Source organism: Shinella kummerowiae (assembly GCF_009827055.1).
GTDB lineage: Bacteria > Pseudomonadota > Alphaproteobacteria > Rhizobiales > Rhizobiaceae > Shinella > Shinella kummerowiae.
Genome location: NZ_WUMK01000016.1, coordinates 1 through 21,063, shown reverse-complemented (window position 1 = coordinate 21,063; position 21,063 = coordinate 1). Strand labels below are relative to the sequence as shown.

General features: G+C 61.5%; 17 protein-coding genes and 2 pseudogenes. 17 read left to right on the top strand and 2 right to left on the bottom strand.

Translation table 11 applies throughout. The features are described from left to right. Positions 1 to 22: 22 nt before the first annotated feature. Positions 23 to 2,608 (bottom strand): AMP-binding protein, encoded by a 2,586-nt coding sequence (locus tag GR138_RS28260; RefSeq protein ID WP_160862610.1) that lies wholly within the window; start codon positions 2,606 to 2,608, stop codon positions 23 to 25. 345 nt (positions 2,609 to 2,953) lie between these two features. Here GR138_RS28260 and GR138_RS28255 point away from each other — a divergent pair, with 345 nt between their 5' ends. The 6 genes and pseudogenes from GR138_RS28255 to GR138_RS30995 all read left to right on the top strand — a co-directional run. After that, the gene (locus tag GR138_RS28255; RefSeq protein ID WP_160862609.1) at positions 2,954 to 3,769 is read left to right on the top strand and encodes a chromate resistance protein ChrB domain-containing protein; all 816 of its coding nucleotides are present in this window, start codon (positions 2,954 to 2,956) and stop codon (positions 3,767 to 3,769) included. A 1-nt stretch (position 3,770) separates the two neighbouring features. Continuing rightward, positions 3,771 to 5,180: a chromate efflux transporter gene (gene chrA / locus GR138_RS28250; protein ID WP_160862608.1), complete on the top strand. Its 1,410-nt coding sequence runs from the start codon at positions 3,771 to 3,773 to the stop codon at positions 5,178 to 5,180. Between the two features lie 50 nt (positions 5,181 to 5,230). Continuing rightward, the gene (locus GR138_RS28245) at positions 5,231 to 6,412 is read left to right on the top strand and encodes an MFS transporter (RefSeq protein ID WP_160862607.1); all 1,182 of its coding nucleotides are present in this window, start codon (positions 5,231 to 5,233) and stop codon (positions 6,410 to 6,412) included. Between the two features lie 401 nt (positions 6,413 to 6,813). Then, the gene (locus tag GR138_RS28240) at positions 6,814 to 7,329 is read left to right on the top strand and encodes a helix-turn-helix transcriptional regulator (protein ID WP_202402896.1); all 516 of its coding nucleotides are present in this window, start codon (positions 6,814 to 6,816) and stop codon (positions 7,327 to 7,329) included. Next, positions 7,329 to 8,684: a HipA domain-containing protein gene (locus tag GR138_RS28235; protein WP_160862606.1), complete on the top strand. Its 1,356-nt coding sequence runs from the start codon at positions 7,329 to 7,331 to the stop codon at positions 8,682 to 8,684. Before GR138_RS28240 ends, GR138_RS28235 begins: the two co-directional genes overlap by 1 nt. 127 nt (positions 8,685 to 8,811) lie before the next feature. Next, positions 8,812 to 8,994, top strand: a pseudogene (locus tag GR138_RS30995) (hypothetical protein); the annotation flags it as partial. Here GR138_RS30995 and GR138_RS28225 read toward each other — a convergent pair. After that, positions 8,995 to 9,171, bottom strand: a pseudogene (locus GR138_RS28225) (ATP-binding protein); the annotation flags it as partial. 204 nt (positions 9,172 to 9,375) lie between these two features. Here GR138_RS28225 and GR138_RS28220 point away from each other — a divergent pair. From GR138_RS28220 to GR138_RS28170, 11 genes are all read left to right on the top strand, one after another. Then, positions 9,376 to 12,966, top strand: a complete 3,591-nt coding sequence (locus GR138_RS28220; protein WP_202402895.1) for a TonB-dependent receptor domain-containing protein — start codon at positions 9,376 to 9,378, stop codon at positions 12,964 to 12,966. A 483-nt stretch (positions 12,967 to 13,449) separates the two neighbouring features. Beyond that, the gene (locus GR138_RS28215) at positions 13,450 to 14,076 is read left to right on the top strand and encodes a hypothetical protein (protein WP_160862605.1); all 627 of its coding nucleotides are present in this window, start codon (positions 13,450 to 13,452) and stop codon (positions 14,074 to 14,076) included. Positions 14,077 to 14,373: 297 nt separating this feature from the next. Further along, positions 14,374 to 15,282, top strand: coding sequence for a LysR family transcriptional regulator (locus GR138_RS28210; protein ID WP_160862604.1), 909 nt, complete (start codon positions 14,374 to 14,376; stop codon positions 15,280 to 15,282). A gap of 325 nt (positions 15,283 to 15,607) precedes the next feature. Beyond that, positions 15,608 to 16,405, top strand: a complete 798-nt coding sequence (locus GR138_RS28205; protein WP_160862603.1) for an NADPH-dependent F420 reductase — start codon at positions 15,608 to 15,610, stop codon at positions 16,403 to 16,405. 96 nt (positions 16,406 to 16,501) lie between these two features. Then, entirely contained in the window at positions 16,502 to 16,873 is a 372-nt protein-coding gene (locus GR138_RS28200; protein WP_160862652.1) for a DUF427 domain-containing protein, read from the top strand. A 144-nt stretch (positions 16,874 to 17,017) separates the two neighbouring features. Continuing rightward, positions 17,018 to 17,929 (top strand): LysR family transcriptional regulator, encoded by a 912-nt coding sequence (locus GR138_RS28195; protein WP_202402894.1) that lies wholly within the window; start codon positions 17,018 to 17,020, stop codon positions 17,927 to 17,929. Positions 17,930 to 18,116: 187 nt separating this feature from the next. Beyond that, positions 18,117 to 18,815: an NADPH-dependent F420 reductase gene (locus GR138_RS28190; RefSeq protein ID WP_160862602.1), complete on the top strand. Its 699-nt coding sequence runs from the start codon at positions 18,117 to 18,119 to the stop codon at positions 18,813 to 18,815. A 63-nt stretch (positions 18,816 to 18,878) separates the two neighbouring features. Continuing rightward, entirely contained in the window at positions 18,879 to 19,646 is a 768-nt protein-coding gene (locus GR138_RS28185; protein ID WP_160862601.1) for an SDR family NAD(P)-dependent oxidoreductase, read from the top strand. A 338-nt stretch (positions 19,647 to 19,984) separates the two neighbouring features. Then, positions 19,985 to 20,338: an ArsR/SmtB family transcription factor gene (locus tag GR138_RS28180; RefSeq protein ID WP_160862600.1), complete on the top strand. Its 354-nt coding sequence runs from the start codon at positions 19,985 to 19,987 to the stop codon at positions 20,336 to 20,338. Next, positions 20,335 to 20,775 carry an arsenic resistance N-acetyltransferase ArsN2 gene (gene arsN2, locus GR138_RS28175; RefSeq protein ID WP_160862599.1) on the top strand — a complete coding sequence of 147 codons (441 nt, stop codon included), beginning with the start codon at positions 20,335 to 20,337 and terminating at the stop codon, positions 20,773 to 20,775. The genes GR138_RS28180 and arsN2 overlap by 4 nt, the downstream gene beginning before the upstream one ends. A gap of 15 nt (positions 20,776 to 20,790) precedes the next feature. Next, on the top strand, positions 20,791 to 21,063 hold a 273-nt coding region (locus tag GR138_RS28170; protein ID WP_160862598.1), incomplete at its 3' end, for an arsenate reductase ArsC.

Here is a 21,063-nt window from a genome sequence, read left to right as displayed (position 1 = left end):
ATGCAAAAACGGATGGCTAGCGCTACCTTCTGGTTGCCAAGGTTGTGTAGTCGCGCGCAACATTCACCACTGAGTCCGGCGCCCTAGCCCGCAACGCCGAGAGACGGCGAATGATCGTGCGCTGGACGAACCACACCGCAATCCCGAGCGCCAGCCCGCCGACGATCGCGGTTGCGTGGAACAGAGCCGGCGCGATGGCGGTGCCGTGCAGCGGCACCATCATCACGTCCGGCACCAGCCGGTGAAACAGATAGATGTGGTAGCTTGCCGCTGCAGTGGGCATCAGCCCGATGAACAGCCAGCGCGGCAGGGCGAGCGACGGCAGATGGACGAGGGCGAGGAAGCCGGCGAAGACGACGAGATATTTGATCGTCGTGCCGATCCACACGCCATCGACGAAGCCGAGGACGAAAAACAGCACCGCCGCAAAACCGCTCAGCAGCGTCCGGCTGCGCGGCCCCGGCGCATGGAAGGCGCACCAGCCGAGCGCGACGAGGTAGACATTCCAGTAGAGGGTAAAAATCTGCCGGTTGCCAATATCGATGAAGAACGGCGCAACGAACCGCACCGCCACCGCCAGCCCGAGCACAAAAAGCCCTGCACCAAAGGGATTTTGCGCCACCGCAGCACGCGCCTTCGGCAGGAAGGAGAGCCCGGTGAAGATCAGCAGGACCTGCGTGAAGAGTTCCACGAACCAATAGAGATAGGGCAGCATGGTGTGCCGGTCGGGATCGGCAAAGCCGAAATTGCCGACGAGGAACACCGAGGCCCAGGGCACCTCCCCCCAGGCGGCGGCATAACCGACCAGAAGCCCGGCATAGGGCACGAGTACCGTCATGAGCGGCCGCAGCAGCGCCTTGCGATCACCCCGCGAAAAATTGCCGGGCTGGAAGCGCGCCAACGAGAAGCCGACCAGCACCAGCATCAGCGCCGAGCCGCCCGGAATGGGCCAGAGCATTTCGTGATGCAGGACGACGAGCAGGATGGCGATGACGCGCAGCGGAATATCGATGCCGATACGGGGTTTTGCCGCCGCCTGCGGTTCGCGCGCGCTCAGCGCGCCGACCGTCATGCGCTCCCAGCCCTCCGGCAGGGCACCGAGCGTGCGCTCCAGTCCCACCGAGAGTTCGACGAAGCGCAGCGAATCGCCGCCGAGCGTGGCAAAACTATCCGTTTCGGCAATCGCCTTCGGGAAGAAAGCCCGGCGAAAGGCCTCCCGCACGCCGCCGGATGCGGGTTCCTCGCGGGATGAGAGGGCCGTTAGCACGGCATAGTCGATCTTGCCGTTCGCCGTGCGCGGCAGAGCCGGAATGCGGCGGGCAGCGACGTGCAGCAGGGCGAGCCCGCTTGCGCCGGCAAGTTTTGCCCGCACGTCTTCTTCCCGGGCCGCTCCGGTGAAAAAAGCGGTGAGTTGGCTGTCCGTGCCCGTCACGACGACATCGAGACCGTCGCGGGCAAAAGCCTGCTCGATCGCATCATGCGCGATGCGCAGTCCGGCGATCTTCGAAAACCGTTTCAGGCGTCCGACGATGCGGAAGAAACCGTCATCGGTGCGCTCGGCAAGGTCGCCGGTCTTCAGATCTTTTATCGTGTGGTCTTGCGCGAGGTCGTCGCGGCCAGCGGCATAACCCATCATGACATTCGGGCCGGAATAGACGAGTTCGCCGGAAATCCCCTGCCCGGTGATCTCTTCCCCGTCTTCCCCGACGAGCGAGAGCCGGCCACCCGGAATCGCCATGCCGATGCAGTCCTCGTGGCCGGTCAGTCGTTCCGGCGGCATATAGGCGATGCGGGCGGTCGCCTCAGTCTGGCCGTACATGACGAAGAGGCGATCCTCCATATGCCGGCGATAGCGGGTGATGAGGTCCGGCGAAAGCCTGCCGCCGGCCACGGTCATGAAGCGAAGCAAAGGTAGGTGCCGCTCGCGCAGACCGATGCGCTCGAAGAGCTCGTAGCTGAACGGCACGCCAGCGATATTGGTAACACCGTGGTCTGCAAGGTCTTCGGCAAAACCTGCATCGAGCACAGAATGGCGCGGCACGAAAAGGCTGGCGCCAACGGCAAGATGGGAATTCAGCACCGAGAGGCCATAGGAATAGTGCAATGGCAGCATCAGCAGGCCGCGATCGGCTTCCGAAAGCGCTAGGTAGCTGGCGATCGACCGGGTATTCGCCTCCAGCGCGCTGGCGGATAGGCGCACGCTCTTGCTGACCCCGGTCGAGCCGGAGGTGGAGAGCAGCAAGGCGAGGTCCGCATGCAACGGCGCAGGATCGAGATGGGTGTCCGCGTCCGTCCGCCAGCGCCCGTCGATAGAGCGGCAGGTGGTTTCCGGCCGGAAATCGTCGCAGAAGCGGTCGAGCAGCGCCGGCTGGCCGGGCGGAAGCAGCGCGACTGCATGCCCCGCGGCAAGGGCCGCGAGGTAGGTGATGATGGCATGCTCGCAGGTACCCGCCTCGATCGCCACCAGGCGGCGACCGTAGCCGAACAGTGCGGCGCGACTGGTGATACGCCGGGCAAGCTCCGCGTATGTAACGGTTCGGTGACCGGGAAAGACCAGTGCCGGCCGGTCGCCCCGCGCCGCGAATTTCTGGATGAAAGACAGCGACATCGCCGGTCCGCCTCAAGCCTCACACGGCCTCGTGGCCGCACCAGCCGCGCTTATTTTAATATGAGTGCATATGTCAAGAAAGTTTCCCCTAAAGGACTGTTTTCATGACGTTGTGTGGTCCGCCGATATCCCACAGACAGAAGTTCTCAGCGGGCCCCTTCCAGAGCCGCTTCTTGAAGCGTCGCCTGCGCGCCCGCCTCTAGCGGGTCACGGCCTCAAGCGCGACCTATACGCTTGACAGCAAAAGCGCGCACGCGCATAGGAAGCGCATGGGGTCGCGATCACCCCACGAGGCGACAGGCTGAAGAATCGCGTCCATCACACCCGCAAAACGGAGGACGCGTCATGCCGTCATTTCTCGAAATTTCCCCGGACAAGCTCAACCGCCTTATCGGCACGCCCAATACGCCCGTCATCGTCGACGTGCGCACCGAAGAGGACTTTGCACGCGACCGCAGGCTTCTGCCCGGCTCCATCCGCCGGCGCCACAAGGACGTCGCGGACTGGTGCTGCCAGATCGCCGGGCCCGCCGTCGTCGTCTGCCAGGCCGGCCGCAAGCTCAGCCATGGCGTCGCCGCCTATCTACGGCACGCGGGCATCGACGCCGAAGTGCTGGAAGGCGGCTTCGAGGCCTGGATCCGCTTTAGCGGCGCGGCCGTGCCGGAGGAAAAACTGCCGGCGCGCGATGCGCAGGACCGTACCGTCTGGGTCACACGGTCCCGGCCGAAGATCGACCGGATCGCCTGCCCCTGGCTGATCCGGCGCTTCGTCGATCCCTCCGCCTTGTTCCTGTTCGTGCCGGCAGCGGACGTCTCCCTGGTCGGCGAGCGGTTCGGCGCGACGCCGTTCGACATCGAGGAGGTGTTCTGGAGCCATCGGGGTGAACTGTGCACCTTCGACGTGATGATCGAGGAGTTCGGCCTTGCCTCGGAGCCGCTTTCCCGGCTCGCCGCGATCGTGCGCGGCGCCGACACCGCCCGGCCCGACCTTGCGCCGGAAGTGGCGGGGCTGGTCGCGGCCTCGCTCGGCCTGTCGCGCATGTTCAACGACGATCTCGAACAACTCGATGCCGGCATGCTTCTCTACGACGCCTTCTATCGCTGGTGCCGCGATGCGACCGGCGAGACCCACAACTGGCCGAACCAGAAGAAGGGCCAGTGAGATGAGCGAGACCCTCGAGAAAGGCTTCGCCCCGGCGGAAGCGGGCGCGCACGGCGTTCCCCTGTCGGAAGCGGTCCGGGTATGGGCAAGGATCGCCGCCCTCAGCTTCGGCGGCCCCGCGGGGCAGATCGCCGTCATGCACAGGATCCTCGTCGACGAGAAGCGCTGGATCGGCGAGCACCGGTTTCTGCATGCCCTCAATTACTGCATGCTGCTGCCCGGCCCGGAAGCCCACCAGCTCGCCATCTATATCGGCTGGCTGATGCACCGCACCGCCGGCGGCCTGATTGCCGGTGCGCTGTTCGTGCTGCCGGGCTTCCTCTCCATCCTCGCCCTGAGCTATGTCTATGCGCTCTTCGGCAATGTGCCCTTCATCGAGGGCCTGTTCTTCGGGCTGAAGGCCGCCGTCCTCGCCGTCGTCCTGCAGGCCGTGTTCCGGATTGGAAACCGGGCCCTGAAGAACACCGCCATGCTTGTGATTGCCGGCGCGGCCTTCGTTGCGATCTTCTTTTTCCGCGTGCCGTTTCCCTTGATCATCGCGGTCGCCGCCCTCGTCGGCTTCATCGCCGGGCGGTCCGGCTCGCCAATGTTCAGGCTCGGCGGCGGCCACAAGGCAGGGACCGGCAGGATACTCGAGGACAAGGATTCCCTTCTGGGCGAGGAGACGCCGCACACGCAGGCGAACCTGACCGCGTCGCTGAAGTCATCCGCCTTGCTCGCCGCCCTCTGGCTGTTGCCGGTCGCGGCCCTCTGGATCAGTCTAGGCCCCGACAATGTCTTCACGAAAATCGCCGTGTTCTTCAGCCAGATGGCGGTCGTCACCTTCGGCGGCGCCTATGCGGTGCTTGCCTATGTGGCGCAGGAGGCGGTGCAGAACTTCGGCTGGCTCAGGCCCGGCGAGATGCTCGATGGCCTCGGCATGGCCGAGACCACGCCTGGGCCCCTCATCATGGTCGTCCAGTTCGTCGGCTTCATGGGCGCCTATCGCGCGCCCGGCGCGCTCGACCCGCTGGTTGCCGCGACGCTGGCGGCGATGCTGACGAGCTGGGTGACCTTCCTGCCGAGCTTCCTGTGGATTTTCCTCGGCGCGCCCTTCATCGAAAAGCTCCGCGGCAATCCCGCGCTGACGGGCGCCATGTCGGCGATCACGGCCGCGGTCGTCGGCGTCATCCTCAACCTTGCCATCTGGCTGGCCCTGCACGTCCTCTTCCGGGAAGTGGACGAACGGGCGTTCGGCCCGCTTGCCGTCGAAGTGCCCCGCCTCGCCTCCATCGACCTAGCGTCGCTGGCCCTGACCGCACTCGCCGTCATCGGCCTGTTCAGGCTGAAGGTCTCCGTCGTCGCCACGCTCGCAGTCTGCGCGGCGGGTGGCATCGTCTGGACGCTGCTGACGGGATCTGTAGCGACATGAATGGAGACGCAGACAGGCAGATCGCTATTCCCTCCCCTAAGTCCGCAGCTATGCGCCCAGGAATTCCTGCAACCGTCTGGGTCCTCGGTTTCGTGAGCCTGCTGATGGACGTTTCCTCGGAGATGGTTCAGACGCTTCTGCCTTTCTATCTCGTCTCTGGGCTCGGCGTTTCGGCCGTGGTCGTCGGCTTCATCGAAGGCTTCTCGGTTGTCGTAGCCACCATCACGAAGCTCTTTTCCGGCATAATCGCCGACTGGACGCGGCGACGGAAGACGCTGGCGGTCATCGGCTACGGCCTCGGCGCCCTCGCGAAACTCGCCTTCCCCTTCGCTACCTCGATCGACTGGATTGTCGCCGCCAAGGCGGTGGACCGCGTCGGAAAAGGTATTCGCGGCACGCCACGCGATGCACTGATCGCCGACGTTACGCCGCCGGACATCCGGGGCGCCGCCTTCGGCCTTCGAAAATGCCTCGATACGGTTGGTGGCTTCATCGGCCCGCTTGCAGCGATCGGACTGATGATCGCACTTAGCGGCGATGTGCTCACGGTCTACTGGATTGCCGTTGTTCCCGCCTTCCTGTCCGTTCTCGTCCTGATCATCGGCATTAGGGAGCCGGAAACCCCAGCCGCCGCGAAAGCCGCTGCACCACCGCTCAGGACAGGCGACATCATCCGTCTCAACTCCGCGGTGTGGTCCGTCATCGTCGCCGCCTCTACGCTGACCCTCGCCCGCTTCAGCGAAGCCTTCCTGCTCCTGAAATCCGAAGAAGCCGGCTTCACGCCGGCCTGGATCCCCATCACCATGGTCATTATGCATGCGGTCTATGGTTTGACGGCCTATCCGGCTGGCAAGCTTTCAGACAGGCTCGGGCGATCCGACATCCTCACTGTCAGTGTCGGCCTGCTCACCGCCGCCTATCTGGTGTTGGCTCTCGCCGGCTCGATCCCGATGTTCCTGATCGGCATTGTCCTGTGGGGTTTGCATATGGGCCTATCACAGGGATTGCTTGCCACCCTCGTCGCCGACACGGCGCCACCCGGCCTCAAGGGAACGGCCTTCGGCGTCTTCAACCTGATGACGGGCCTTGCCGCCCTCATTGGCAACGTGGCCGCCGGCCTGCTTTGGGATAGCTATGGCGCCACCGCAACCTTCATCGCGGGTGCGGGATTTTCCTTGCTGGCCCTTTCGGTTCTGACGTTGGCGTTATGCAGACGGCCGACGAATCCGTGATTTTTCGACGGAGCCTGGCGAAACCGCCCGGCAATGGGAAGGATCGGCAATCAGGCTTCTGGCAATCCTCAATAGAGCACACTAGTCTGTTTTAAGCTCTTGATGGGAATCGAACCCGCGCCGTGCGTCACAATTTTCGTTGAAAATCAAAGCCGTTGGGCGTTTCGATACCTCCAACGCGGAGATATTTCTGCAAAAGGCTGCATCAACGTTTATCCCATACCAATTTTTTGTTCAACGGAAATCATGCTCCCGAACGGGAACATTGCCTTCCGTTTTTTCGTTTTCCGCGTTCAAATTCCCGTTCGGTATCATGACAATATCGCACCGCTCCCGCTCGGGAGCACGAGGTGTTGAAGCGACAGCCGGATTGCTATATGCTCCCGTACAGGAGCAAAAAAATGAGTAAGCAACCCGGCAAAAGCCCCCCGAAAGACGCCGCGACACTCGCAAGGCTCTTGGCCCAATCTCCGAGCGGGCAAGAGCTGCGCGAGGCGATTACACAAAAGGAGCCTTCGAACAAGGAAGGGCCGACTGGTTCCATTCCATCCATGTCGACGCGCATCAAGGAAGCTTTCAACTCCGGGTCACTGCCGGTGGCGACCGTCATCGACAGCAAGCACATCGCACCGTCGAAATACGAAGAATTCTCCGAATCCATCGCAACGGTCCTGCAATCCTCGTCGATTGCCCCGACCTACATAGCACAGGACATACACACGACTGCGGACCTCGGTCGACTGGTCAAGAAAGCGCGCGAGGAAAAGGGTCTGACGCAGCAGGAATTCGCTGACTTAACGGGGGTTGGCCGGCGCTTCATCTCAGAATTTGAGAACGGCAAGTCAACGGTCGAATTCGGCAAGGCGCTGAAGGTCGCCCTTGGCGCCGGCATTTGGCTCCAGGGACGCCAGCGCTGATGGACATTATCGCGCTCGATGTCCGCCTGGATGGCTTCGATGACCCGATCGGCAACCTAGTTCGCGATGAGGAGGGCGCACTGGCATTCGCCTACCGATCGCAGTACCTGGACAATCCCAACGCCATCCCACTCTCGCTATCGCTTCCGCTCACCGACGCCACCTATGTCGACCCGAATGCACGGCCGTTCTTCGACAATCTCCTGCAGGAGCGCGATGGCCCGCTCCAACGGGTCATGGATCGCGAAGGGCTGGCAAGAAGCGATGTCGCCGGGCTGCTTTTCCATCTTGGACGCGACTGCCCGGGATCGATCTCGGTGTTGCCGCTGGGGGCGCCCGCGGCCAAGGTCCCGGGGAATTTCCAGACCGATTACCGTCGGCTGGACGAAGCCTGGATGACAAGGATCGTCCATTCCCTATACCGGCGCCAGCGCCTGCCGGACGAGACCGAAGATCCCTCGCCGCTTGCAGGCGTCCAGAGCAAGATCGCATTGACGATCCTGCCGGACGGATCGTTCGCAGAGCCATTGCCAGGAACCGGCGCGCCGACCACACACATCGTCAAGGTTCCGGACCAGGGACACCCGAGCGATCCACAACTTGAACTGGAGGCTTTGCGGCTATCTGCGGGGCTCGGATTCGAGACGGCCGAAGCGATCGTCCGGGAGTTCGAGGGGGTCAATGCCCTCATAATTCGTCGCTTCGATCGAGCCCTCGATGGCAACGATTTGGTTGTCCGCATCCATCAGGAAGACTTCGCACAGGCGCTAGGCCTGCCGCCGTCCATGAAATACGAGCGAAACGGTACCGAGGACCGAAGGTTCGATGCCGCCGCTATCAATCGCGTGCTCGAGGCAACGAACGAGCCCACGGCCGAGAAGCGACGGTTCATCTCGGCGACCTTGTTCGACCTGATGATCGGCAATGTCGATGCTCATGCCAAGAATTTCGCCCTCCTCTACGAACCTACCGGTGGCGTCCGCGTTGCACCGAGATACGACCTGATGCCGACCCGGCTCGATCCAAACCTGACGGATTTCCTGCCCTATGCTATCGGCGAGGCAACGAAGCTCACGGAAATAACGGAGGAGGACTTCTTCCTCTTCCTTCAAGCATTCGGCATTGACGCACCCGGCGCGAAGCGACGCCTGACTGAAGGCCTGACCGGAAGCATATCCCGAAGGCTGGTCGCGCAACTTCATGGCATGGACCGAAGCGGAATGAAGCGTTTCGCGGATCTCATCGGTCACAATATCGATGAGATTCTGACTGCCTTCGGCCTCGCGGTACCCGACGAGGTTCGCCGCCGCGACGCATACATCGACCGCGGTGGCGGTTGGCTACTTGACTCATGAACCGCAGGCAATCACCATTCGCTGCGAGCCACAGCGGCAGGAGTTAATTCTCGAAAAGGGGAAACCGTCCCTTGTCATCGATAGCGTGGGCGATGTCACGGTAACGCCTTGGGAGGAGCGTCTGGGCGAGAACTCTCATGTGCCCCTTCGAAAACGGGAGCGGATGATGCAGGGCTTCCGTTCATCGGGAGGCCTTCAGCGCTTCATCTCCGTCTTCTCCGCTGTCCGCGACCTCTTCTGTTGGTTTGCACGCGGAACTGAGCCGGTTTTTCCACCGAGAAGTGAGCCACCTCTAAGTATGGTTTTCTGATCAGGCCTTGGTCAAGGGATTGGCCTTTTCTCCTCTCTTCTGTGCTGCAGCGGCCGAGCTGGCCTTGAAGCGGAAGCTGTCATTACCGGTTTCCAGGATATGGCAACGGTGGGTCAGGCGGTCGAGGAGAGCTGTTGTCATCTTGGCGTCGCCGAAGACCGTGGCCGATCCGCCGAAACCATTGCCCTTAGGTCCAGGGAGAAGTTAGGTTCAGTTTCGGCATACAACGTCGTGGACTTCTATGATATCGACAGCGTCGCGGTAGAGGTGCCCTGAGGAATTGCTCATCCCGCTGCGCAATAAAGGCGTCCAGATAACGGACAAGTCGACTTGAGTTACCACCAAGAATTTATTTGTGCGTTGAGGTTAAGCGTAGCCACGATGGCTTTCGTTGCGGGTGTGGTGCCGGCTTTTGCCGACTTGCTCCCGCGCGTCTCCGCCGCAGATGGCTCCGTCGTGGAGCGCAAGTCCGGCGAAGAGGTGCAGTTCGTCGAGGCCAAGGACTGGCGCGGCGTCGAGGTCAACCAGGACCTGCTGGCCGGCGACACGCTGCGCACCAATGCGCTGGGCAGCCTCGCCATCCGCTTCGCCGACAACACGCTGGTGCGCATGGCACGCGAGACTGTGTTGCGCGTGCGCAAGATCGACAGCGCCTCCGACAGCCTGCTAAATCTCGAAGGCGGCATGATCTGGGGCCGTGCCGAGCGCGGCGGGAGCGGCATCGTCATCGATACGCCGGCTGCAGCAGCCGCCATTCGCGGCACCGACTGGGCGCTCAACACAAACGGAAATCGCACCACGCTCACGGTGCTCGAAGGCACCGTGGAACTCAGCAACGCCCAGGGCAGCGTCACCGTTAATCAGGGTGAAGGGGCCGTGGCGACGCTAGGGCAGGCTCCGCGCAAATATGTGCTGGTCAATCTCGACGAGCGCGAGCAGATCCTGCTCTATGGCGAAATCCGCGGCCTGTTCATCACGCTGCCGATCTCCGGCGAGGATACGATCGACGCGCGCGGCGACCGGCGGCGGCTTCTCGACAAGCCGGAAGCGTCGCGCAGCCGCGAGGACTGGCTGAAGCTCGCCGAACTGGCGCTGGGCGCCGACGGCCGCAAGGCGGCGGAAGACGCCCTCTCGCACCTGCCGCGCCCCCTTCCTGCAGCGATGGAAGCACGAGTGACGCTGGTCGAAGCGATGATCGCCGGCAACGCCCTGCGCTATGATGAAGCGATCCGGCTGTTTCGCAAGGCGCGGGCCGGACTTTCCGGCGAACGGCGCGTGATGGCCGACTATGGCGAATGGGTCGCCGCATCGCTCGCCGATCCCGATACGAAGAAAGCGCCGTCCTACCTCACCCGCATGCCGGCCACCGCAAGCGAAGCTTCCGTCCAGGCCTCGGTCGTCGCCCACCTGCAGGGCCAGGCGGAGGCAATCGCACTTCTGGAAAAGGCGGAGACGCGATTTCCCGACGACGCCGGCCTGACGGCCATGCGCGCAAGCCTTCTGCTCGAGCTCGACCGGCGCGAGGAAGCGCGCGCCGCCCTCGACCGCGCCCGGGCGATCGATCCCGACGACATCGGCTATCTCACGACGAATGCCCGCTATCTGTCCGCCGTTTCGAGCGATATCAATGGCGCCCTCGCCGACCTGAAACGCGCCGTCGAGATCGCCCCGGGCAACGACGCCGCATGGGATGATCTTGCCGGCATCCAGAGCGATCGCGACGCCACGATAGAGGCGGACGCCACCCATCGCCGCGCCGTCGCGCTCAACCCTGACAATATCGCCGTCCGCACCAACTATGCCCTGTTTCTCATGAGCCACGAGCAGATGGCCGCGGCAAAGCGCGAGCTCGACGCAGCCGAGGCGCTGGACCCCGACACCTATGCCGTGCTTGCCGCCAAGGGGCGTTATCTCCTGCGCATGGGCAAGACGGAAGAGGGTAAGAAGATTCTTCTGGAAGCGGCGGCCATCAACCCGACCTATGGCAATGCCCTGGTCGGCCTGGCCATCGCCAGCTACCAGAGCGGGGCCGTCGCGGAGACTGAACAAGCGCTCGATAATGCCGACCGCTTCGACAAGGACGATCCGACGATCGCCATGATCCGCGCCGGGGTCGCCATCGACCAGTTCCGCGCCGACGAAGCGATCGAGAGCGCGCGCGAAGCCCTACGCCGCCGCCAGGGGCGTGGCGGCTACTATTCCGGCTACGACGTGCACCGGCAGGCATCCTCCGTTCTCGGCGATGCGCTGGAAAACATCGGCTTGGCGGAATGGGGAAAATACCACAAGGCGCGGGCCTATGATCCTTTCCTCGGCGCCAGTTATGACGACGAGCAGGCCGCCGGTCAGGTCTATCCCTTCGTCTCGACGCCGCCGAGCGGCCTTGACCGCTACTCGCTCGGGTCCGTGCGCCTGCCGACCAACATTCAGAACTTCCTGCTCGATCCGATGAGCGTTGCGGCGCAACAGCGCGCCAACGCGCTCGAAAGCCGCGCGTTTATGGAAACCACGCTGACCGGCAGTTTTTCCGCCCAACCCGGCGCCACCGGCTGGAGCAAAGGAATCAACGTTCACGGCACCAACTACGATGTCGTTCCATTCAGCTACAATGTCATGGGCCAGTTCTCCCGTCCGGAAAGTGTGCGGGAGAACGACCGAAGCGATTTCGAAGGGGGCGCCTTCGAAATCGGACTGCGCCCGACGCTGGCCGACAATGTCTTTCTCTTCGGCGATCTCATCGACACGCAGATCGGCTATCCCGGCCAGCTCTACGACCCACTGAACGATCGTTTCAGCAGCGAGCGCGAGACGATCGGCGGGGGCTGGAGCCACACGATTTCGGAGAAGAACATCGTTCAAGCCTTCGCGATGTATGAAAACGGCACTTCGCTGGAGCACTACGAAGGCACCAGCTATGACATCAACCCCGTCAATGGCGATTATAGCTTCGAACAGACATCCAAGAACCGTGGCCTCAGCGGCGGCATAAGCCATCTCCTCGGCCTGGGGCCGTTCACCATGCGCTACGGCGCGGAACTGTACGACAACACCTCCTGGAACGTTGTGCGCTATTTCAACGAGCCGGCAGGCGATCTGATCGTGGAATACGGCTACCCCCTGGGCGGAAAGGCGGCGCGGCTCTATGCCGACGCGACCTTCGACCTGTCCGACCACCTGAAGCTTCAGGCCGGTGCCTACTATTCCTGGTTCGATACGCTGAGCAGCGACACGCTCGAGGCCATAGACCCGCGCTTCGGCGTCGCCTGGACGCCGGTTGAAAACCATTGGCTCCGTGCTGCCTATCGGCGCGATACGCAGTATCCCGTCGATCAGACGCTCTCGCCCGTTTCCACCGTCGGCCTGGTGCCGCTCGATATTCCACTCTTCATGGAAGGCGAGAAGGAAACCGTGATGCTGCGGTGGGATGCGGAATGGAGCGAGCGCTTCTTCACCTCCGTCGATTACAAGCATGTGAGGTTCGACGGCCTAAGCCTCGGCATCCCGAGTCTCTCCGGCCTCTTCGATACGGCGACGGGCGAGATCGACCGGGTCAATGTCAGCGCGAATTATTGGCTCGGGGATGGATTGGGTCTGTTCGGCTCGTTCACATGGAACGATAGCGTGGACACCACCCCGCTGATCGGCGGCGACACACCGGTTCCGCTCGTACCCGACTATCTCGCGCAGATCGGCTTTACCTATGTGCATCCCTCACGCGTGACCTTCAGCCTTGCGCAGAACTTCATCGGCAAGCGCGTGGGCGGCAAAGGTTACGACCCAGACTTTGGCCCCTATTTCGTCAATGTCGAAAACTACACAACCACTGATGCGGCGCTGACCTGGAAATCGCCGACGGGGCATCTCGAGCTCGGCCTGACGCTGCTGAACATCTTCGACAATCATGTCGACATGGCGTACGACGTGCCAGGTCCGCGACGAAGCCTTCTTGCTGTCATGCGCGCCAATTTCTAACCTTGTTGGTTAAGTTGCGCTCCCGTGACCCACGTTGATAATTGCCGCCGTGCCGGCTCGGACGACCTCAACAAAAAGAAGAAAGTCGTCGAAGCGATTGTTGCGGCAGGAACGAGATTGTTTCCGTCGCCCGCCATGGCAGCCAGCTCGCCACCGACGTATCGGCTGCCGCAAGGCATGCAAACGAAAAGATAGAGAAAGCGAGCGCGGTTGTCGTTCAGGCCGTCGAGGCAATGAGTGAAATCGAGCGGTCATCCCTCCGTATCGCCGCAATCGCTGATATGATCGACAAGCTCTCGATGTTGCCTTCGTTGCCGACCATGGTGACCATGAAGTTCTCTCCGTTCAGGGGGTGGAGCCTGCTAACTTCGCTCACCACAGAAAGTTCCTCGGGTCTGCGGGCTTTACCGAATATTGGCGATGGACTCATGCCTTACATAGAAGTTCATTGATCACGCGCGACACCGGCACCATTTAGCTCCTATGCCGAAATCACAGAAGAACGACAACGAACTCCTCAGGACCTGGACCTTGACGGCCGATGCCACCTTGGGGTCTTCAATCCGAGCCAAAGGTATCCTGCAGGAAATCCAGGCCCGACTACCGAAAACGTCCAAGAAAGCGATCTCGTTCGAAGGCGTCGACCTGATTCTTGCGATGCCGATTGATGAAAGAGCTGCCTTCAACGCCGCAGTGTCGGTTGTCTCCAAGGTGATGGCAGACGCACCGAGGCTGCCCGTCATTCCGCGCGAGATTCAGGACATTCTTGGAATGAAGGCAAGCGAGCGGCATCGTTGGCTTGCCGACGGCCGCCTTCCAAGCGCCGGGACCAGAACCGTCAGGCTAGCAGGACGAGCTCGACAGATTACTTTCCATGTCTTCGATCCAGATATCGTTGTGGATCTCCTCGATCGCGGGGCTGTCGACGAATGGCGGGTCGAAGATGCCGAGGCAAAGGCTGAGAAGAGAGAAAATGCGGCGTACCAGGCGAAGCTTGTGCGGTTAGCGAAAAAGGAAAAGCGGTCGCGTAAGGCTGCGGGCGTTATCGACGAACCCGCAACCGGGCTTCGGGGCTGGGAAGATTTCGACGTTGACGGGCTGCTCCGCTGACCACCATCCGGATTTCGGAGGCCTGGTTACATGCGGTTGCGGGATCACCCGCCACGCCTGCTAACGCACTCCGATGCACGAAGACGCCATTGCTTCGACGATGAGCTCTTGAACGGCATCGAACCTTCGGCCTCTCCGCCATCATGTTAAACTACTGAAAAATCCGAACTAAACGATCTGTCGTTTGAAGACACTCACGTTTTAAAGCCATGCAAGTCTTAACCCGGTCGTGTCCAATGGATGCGATTTTGGTTGTTTAAGGATTGACAATTCCGTCAATGGTTTCAGACTGTTGCTATGACAGCAACAATAGATTTTTTAGAGATGCAGGCCTTCATCGCAGTGGTGACTGAAGGGTCTTTCACAGCCGCAGCGGAACGCCTCGAAACGGATAAGGCGCGGGTGAGCCGCGTCGTGCGGCGAATGGAAGAGAAGCTCGGCGCACGGCTTTTGAATCGGTCGACCCGGCATCTAAGCGTGACGGAAGTCGGGCGCGATTATTTCGAACGCGCCTCATCGATCCTGGCGGCTGCTGAAGCCGCCGAAGCCGCAGTGGCGCAACGGACTCAAGAACCGAAGGGCCGCTTGAAAGTTACGGCTGGGGCTGAATTTGGAACGATGCGGGTCGATGGCTGGATCGCTGAATTCTTGCGCAAGTGGCCGAAGGTCACCGTCGAAACGGAGTACACGAACCGTCTCGTCGATATCATTCATGAAGGTGTCGATGTGGCGATTCGCATCGGTCCGTTGGATGACTCGGAGCTTTCGGCCCGCAGGCTGGGAGAGTTGACCTACGGCTTGTATGCTTCCCCCGATTATCTGAGGAGTGCAGCGTCTATCCGCAAGGTTGATGATCTGAAGCGGCACGACCTGATCATGCATGCGCCGCACGGCCGTCCGGGCTGGACCTTGGTGAATGGTGAAAAGACGGAGAAGGTGTGGCACGCACCACGGTGCGCCCTCGATAACACCATGGCCGCCAGGAACCTGGCGCTGTCGAGTCTAGGAATCGTGCAGCTTCCAAGATACATGGCCGAGCCGCATGTAGCGGAAGGCGGCCTTGCTAGGATCCTGCCGGGTTGGGCGCGTATCCCAGTCCCGGTCCACGCCGTCTTTGCTTCGACGCGCTATATGGATCCGAAGGTGCGGGGGTTTGTCGACGTCTGCCGCGATGGCTTCAGGAGTGCTGTCGAAGGCTTCAGTTGAGACGATCTGCTGCGCCCAATGCGTTACATTCTAACCGGCGTGAAGCCGTTCGATTGTCACCGGGTCTCTAGCGATCTGGTCATCACGCTTACCTTTCGAGCGACCTTGTGGTTCTCGGAGTGAGTGTGCCTGCACGGCTGGTGATTTATTGTCGGTCCGAGGGACAACAGTGTGTTGCCCGCGGCGCGACTGTTAACTCCTCGATCAGATTCATAACTTCGCTCGTGTCGCTTGCTGGAGCGCTCGCCGTCGAAGGGCGCGCGGGACAGTGCGGCCGCATTGATCCCGTCGGCGGCTACCGCCCTTATGAAGAAAGACATCGTACATGACACAAACAATCGGAATCATTGGCTCCGGCCTCGTCGGTAAGGCAGTCGCGCGCCTCGCGACCGCAGCTGGCTACAAGGTGGTGATCAGCAACTCCCGCGGCGCGGACACCATCAACGACCTGATCGAGGAGCTTGGTCCGCTGGCGAGCGCCGGCACCACCGAGGAGGCCATCGCGGCGGGTGACGTCGTCACGCTCTCGATCCCGATCGCCGCCACCGAGCAGCTGCCCGCCGACAAGTTCGCGGGCAAGGTCGTACTCGACCAGACGAACTACTATCCCGCATTCGGTAACAATGACGTCCTCGACAAGGCCGAGCTGACTTCCAGTGAGCTGATCCAGCGGCGTCTGCCGGGGGCGAAGGTCGTCAAGGGCTTTCACAACCTCAGCTGGCTCCACATGAAGGCCAACGCGACGCCGAATGGTTCGGCGAACCGCACGACGCTGCCGATCGCGGGTGACGACGCCGGCGCGAAGCAGGCGGTGACCGAGTTCTTCGACAAGATCGGCTTCGATTCCATCGACGCTGGTTCGCTCGCTGACAGCTGGCGCATCGAACCGAGCACGCCGATCTACTTCTGGGCCTATGCTCCGAAGGTAGACCTGCAGGCGACGGGGCCAGAAGCCGAGCGCGCCTACACGCAGCCCGGCACGCCCGTGTCGCGCGAAGATGCTCGGCGCTTGATCGACGAGGCAAAGCGCCCGTCGCCGATCGGCGGCACGTTCGAGGGCATGCCGCAGGTCCACGTCGACCTCTTCATGGCCCAGGCAAGCGCCGCGACCGTCGCGAATTGACCTCCTGCCGGACGCCCCTCCAAGGGCGTCCGGATGTCGGTTGAGAGAGGCCCCGACCGCTGCCGGCCCGGCGCGAGCAACACAAAGGAATACGACATGCAAGGTGGAAGAAAGCCAGGTCCCGATCATCCGATCACCATCGCTCCTGCGGGCGAGAGGGTTGTCGTCAAGCTGGATGAGTCCGTCCTCGCCGACAGCCGTGACGCCCTCATCCTCAAAGAGGCGAGCCTCAATCCGGTCTACTACATCCCGCGCGCTGACGTGACGATGGATGAACTCAGCCGCAGCGACACCAGCACCCACTGCCCCTACAAGGGCGACGCCAGCTATTTCAGCGCGCGAGGTGGCGCCGCCAGGGATGTCGCCTGGTCTTACGAGGATACTTTCGACCACATGCTGATGATTAAGGGATACCTCGCGTTTTACCCTGACCGCGTCGATGCTATCGAAACTACGGCCCGCGATTAAATGCTGGAATATGCGCCGAGCAAAATCGGCCAATTCTATTGTTGTTTCCATGACAACAGCGCATCCGAGCTTAGCTCATTAATGTCGGAGATATGGGGCTCGCGCTGATTGATGGTTCAAGCGACGCGTGACAGAATGTTGTCTATGACATCAACAATCGGCTTTTCCGAAATGCAGGTCTTCGTCGCAGTGGTGACGGAGGAGTCCTTTACCGCTGCGGCCGATCGCCTTGAGACTGACAAGGCTCGGGTGAGCCGCATCGTGCAGCGGATCGAGGAAAAGCTCGGCGCGAGGCTGCTGAACAGGTCGACGCGCCGCCTCAGCGTGACGGAAGTCGGAAGAGACTATTTCGAACGCGCCTCTTCGATCCTCGCCGCCGCAGAGGCGGCCCAAGCCGCAGTCGCTCAGCAGAGGCAGGAGCCCAAGGGCCGTCTTAAGATCACAGCGACACCAGAGTTCGGCACAACACGCGTCGACAATTGGATCGCCGCCTATTTGTCCAAGTGGCCGAAGGTCACGGTGGAAGCGATATACTCAATTCGGTTCATCGATATCATTCATGAGGGGATCGATGTCGCGATCCGCATCGGCACCTTGCAAGATTCTGATCTGTCGGCCCGCAAGCTTGGAGAAATAACCTACGGTCTCTATGCCGCGCCTCGATATCTGAAGGAAGCTCCGGCGCTCCGGATCGTCGACGATTTGAAGCGCCACGACTTGATTATGAAAACGTCCAGCGGCCGCGCAAGCTGGAACCTTGTGAATGGCCAAGCAATAGAGAAGGTCTCGCAGGCGCCACGCTGCGCGCTCGATAACATCGTGGCCGCCAAGAACCTGACCGTCTCCGGCTTGGGGGTGGCGCAGCTTCCGCGGTTCATGGCTGAACCATATGTAGCGGAGGGAAGCTTGGTGAGGGTTTTGCCCGGTTGGGCAAGCATACCGATGCCGGTTCACGCTGTTTTTGCCTCCACGCGCTACATGGATCCGAAGGTACGTGGCTTCGTTGATCTTTGCCGTGATGCTTTCGGGGATGGTAGTGACACCAACCTACAGTGAGGGCTCGCCGAAGGCCGGAGTTGGGCGCAAGGCCATCCCGGCGAGTGAGCGTCGGTTCAACATTGTTGCTCGCACGAACAACAGACTGAGGTTCGTCGGGCATCTAATCTATTCCTGAGCGATATCCTACCTTCCAACCGAACCGCTCCGAGAGGAAGCGCGAACGTTGAAGTGAATAGGATATCTAATGAAGATCGGAATTTTGAGCGCCGGGAATATCGGTAGTCGTTTGGCCCGCGCCTGGGCAGCCGCAGGTCATGAACTCGTCATCGCCACGGATGGTGAGGACCGGAAGATCGAACCTCTGCTTACGGAACTGGGGGACAAGGCTCGGCTCGGCACGATCCGCGAGGCGGCGGAGTTCGGTGAAGTCGTACTTTTCTCGATTTACTGGCCACGGGTCGAGGCGATCGTGAGCCAGGTCGGCGACGCGCTCGACGGCAAGGTCGTGATCGAGACCATGAACCCGCTCGGCGTTACCGCCGATTTCGTGCACTTCCACGATCTGGAGTTCATGCGCGACAGCTCGACTTCGGAAGACCTGCAGCGGCGCTTGCCGAAGGCGCGCATCGTCAAGGGCTTCAACCTGATAGCGGCTCCGTCGCTTGAAGCGGCGGCGTGGGCTGCGGCGCCTGTGCAGGCCAACGTCTTCTACGCAACCGACGACAGTGCCGCTGGCGACGTAACGCGGGGCCTCATTGCCGACGCGGGCTTCAAGCCCGTCAACGCCGGTAATCTCAAGGGCGCCCGGCAGCTCGAACAGGTCGGCGTGCTTTTGCATCACATCGCAGACAATGAATATGGCGGCGACGCTGACCTGATCCGCTTGGCGCTCGCGGTCGTCGAAGCCAATCCGGGCCCGATCACACGCGAACGGATCGCGTGAACCCGCGCGCCAGCTCGTCCGCAAATCACTGAAATCACATTTCGGCTAACGGAGGAAAATTCTATGTCGCAGTCTCTCAATGGAAAAACGGCTCTCGTGACGGGAGGGTCACGGGGCATCGGTCGCGCTATCGCAGAGCGTCTCGCCGCCGACGGCGCGACCGTCGCACTGACTTACAACTCCAGCAAGACCGGTGCCGACGAGGCCGTCGCCGAGATCGAAAAAGCCGGCGGCAGCGCCTTCGCGCTGAAAGCTGAATTGCTGGACGCGGGCTCGATTGCGCCGTTGTTCGAGGCGCTTGATGCCGAACTTGAAAGCCGCAACGGCAGCAAAACGCTGGACATCGTCGTGAACAATGCCGGCGGTAGCGGTTTTGGCGGTCTGGACAATGCGACGCCTGAAAGCTTTGACGCCATGTTCAACGTCTTCGTCCGTGCACCCTTTTTCGTCGTTCAGAGCGCACTCAGCCGCCTGAGCGATGGCGGACGGGTGGTAAACGTGTCTTCCGGTTTCGCCACACGACCCTCGCCGAGGGCGTCTATATATTCGATGGCCAAGGGAAGCATCAACGTCTTCACGCATTCGCTCGCCATTGAACTGGGTCCCCGTGGCATCACGGCGAATGCCGTTGCGCCGGGCTGGACGCGAACCGATATGAACGCGGCTGTCCGCGAAAGCGCCGAAATGGTGACCGCCATAGAAACAGATACCGCCCTTGGCCGCTTCGGCGAACCGTCGGACATCGCCGCGGTGGTGGCCTTCCTGGCCTCGGATGAAGGCCGGTGGGTGACCGGCCAGGTTATCGAAGCGAGTGGCGGCTACAGGCTCTAATCCCCTGGTGAGATCAGTCCTGCAGAATTACGAGGATATTCAACGATAATGCCAGAACTGATCTCACCTTTGAATTCTATGAAGCAGTTGACGGGATTCGAACCGCCGACCCCGTCATTCATTGGCTACATTCGCATTAAATTTTCGAACCCGGCCAACCACTTGCTCTCGAATGTCCGGTATGGGGCCGGTTGCTGACAGTCTGCTCTCGCGATCAAATCTCGAGAAGCGGCCATCCTGCTGCTCAGGCGTCTATAGGGCCAAGCACGGATTAGCCCTACGCGATGTCAGTAGTCGTCTCCAATTGACAATCTCAACATATCTGCTATTCTGGATATATGGATAATATCACGGCGATCGCGGCGCTCGGCGCCTTGGCACAGACCACGCGACTGGAGACCTTCCGGCTTCTTGTGCGGCACGAGCCTGACGGCATCCCGGCCGGTGAGCTGGCCCGCCTCATCGATGTGCCGCAAAACACCATGTCGGCGCATCTCGCAACGCTTTCGCGGGCAGGCTTGGTGACGAGCGAGCGGCAGAGCCGGTCGATCATCTACCGGGCAGACCTCAACGGCCTGAGGGAATTGACGCTGTTCCTCCTGAAGGACTGCTGCGGCGGATCGACAGAGCTTTGCGCTCCGCTCATCGCCGAGTTGACGCCTTGCTGCGCCCCCGAGGCGAAGCTGTCATGAGCGCGATCAGGTTGGAGCAAATTGATGGCAACGACGCTGGCCTCAAGGCAGCCTTGACGGAAGCGCATTTGCCAACTGATGACATCGAGGATCACGGTCGCACCTTCTTCAGGGCGCAGTCATCGGATGGCCGGGCTATCGGTTTCCTCGGTGTCGAGCGCTGCGGTGACGACTTTCTCCTCCGTTCGGTTGTCGTGCTTCCCGATCATCGGGGGCAAGGACTGGGCAGCGTTTTGGTCGAGCGGGCGGTGGCGGGTCTCGACCATGCCGGCGACGTCTTCCTTGCCACGACGAATGCAGCACCGTTCTTCACGCGCATCGGATTTTCTGAAGTCCAACGGGACATCGTTCCCGCAGCAGTGCTGGCGACCCGCCAGCTTTCCTCCATCTGCCCATCGTCAGCGACCATCATGAGGCTTACCCGGCCGCCGACCTAACCACGGACCACGACCATGACCGATAGGACCTATAACGTGCTGTTCCTCTGCACGGGCAATTCCGCTCGTTCTATTCTTGCCGAAGCCATTCTCAACAAGGAAGGTGGCGGACGATTTAAAGCCTTCTCCGCCGGCAGCCAGCCGAAGGGCGAAGTCAATCCGCATGCCCTGAAAGAACTGGAAGCGTTGGGCTATCCATCGACGGGCTTCTCATCGAAGAGCTGGGACGTGTTCGCAGAACCCGGCGCGCCGCAGATGGATTTCATCTTCACCGTCTGCGACAGCGCG

Coding starts and splice junctions, on each gene's coding strand:
- GR138_RS28200 (WP_160862652.1), top strand. CDS start 16,502: ATGCAAGGTGGAAGAAAGCCAGGTCCCGATCATCCGATCACCATCGCT.
- arsN2 (WP_160862599.1), top strand. CDS start 20,335: ATGAGCGCGATCAGGTTGGAGCAAATTGATGGCAACGACGCTGGCCTC.
- GR138_RS28180 (WP_160862600.1), top strand. CDS start 19,985: ATGGATAATATCACGGCGATCGCGGCGCTCGGCGCCTTGGCACAGACC.
- GR138_RS28240 (WP_202402896.1), top strand. CDS start 6,814: ATGAGTAAGCAACCCGGCAAAAGCCCCCCGAAAGACGCCGCGACACTC.
- GR138_RS28220 (WP_202402895.1), top strand. CDS start 9,376: ATGGCTTTCGTTGCGGGTGTGGTGCCGGCTTTTGCCGACTTGCTCCCG.
- GR138_RS28210 (WP_160862604.1), top strand. CDS start 14,374: ATGACAGCAACAATAGATTTTTTAGAGATGCAGGCCTTCATCGCAGTG.
- GR138_RS28205 (WP_160862603.1), top strand. CDS start 15,608: ATGACACAAACAATCGGAATCATTGGCTCCGGCCTCGTCGGTAAGGCA.
- GR138_RS28255 (WP_160862609.1), top strand. CDS start 2,954: ATGCCGTCATTTCTCGAAATTTCCCCGGACAAGCTCAACCGCCTTATC.
- GR138_RS28235 (WP_160862606.1), top strand. CDS start 7,329: ATGGACATTATCGCGCTCGATGTCCGCCTGGATGGCTTCGATGACCCG.
- GR138_RS28195 (WP_202402894.1), top strand. CDS start 17,018: ATGACATCAACAATCGGCTTTTCCGAAATGCAGGTCTTCGTCGCAGTG.
- GR138_RS28245 (WP_160862607.1), top strand. CDS start 5,231: ATGCGCCCAGGAATTCCTGCAACCGTCTGGGTCCTCGGTTTCGTGAGC.
- GR138_RS28185 (WP_160862601.1), top strand. CDS start 18,879: ATGTCGCAGTCTCTCAATGGAAAAACGGCTCTCGTGACGGGAGGGTCA.
- chrA (WP_160862608.1), top strand. CDS start 3,771: ATGAGCGAGACCCTCGAGAAAGGCTTCGCCCCGGCGGAAGCGGGCGCG.
- GR138_RS28190 (WP_160862602.1), top strand. CDS start 18,117: ATGAAGATCGGAATTTTGAGCGCCGGGAATATCGGTAGTCGTTTGGCC.
- GR138_RS28260 (WP_160862610.1), bottom strand. CDS start 2,608: ATGTCGCTGTCTTTCATCCAGAAATTCGCGGCGCGGGGCGACCGGCCG.
- GR138_RS28215 (WP_160862605.1), top strand. CDS start 13,450: ATGCCGAAATCACAGAAGAACGACAACGAACTCCTCAGGACCTGGACC.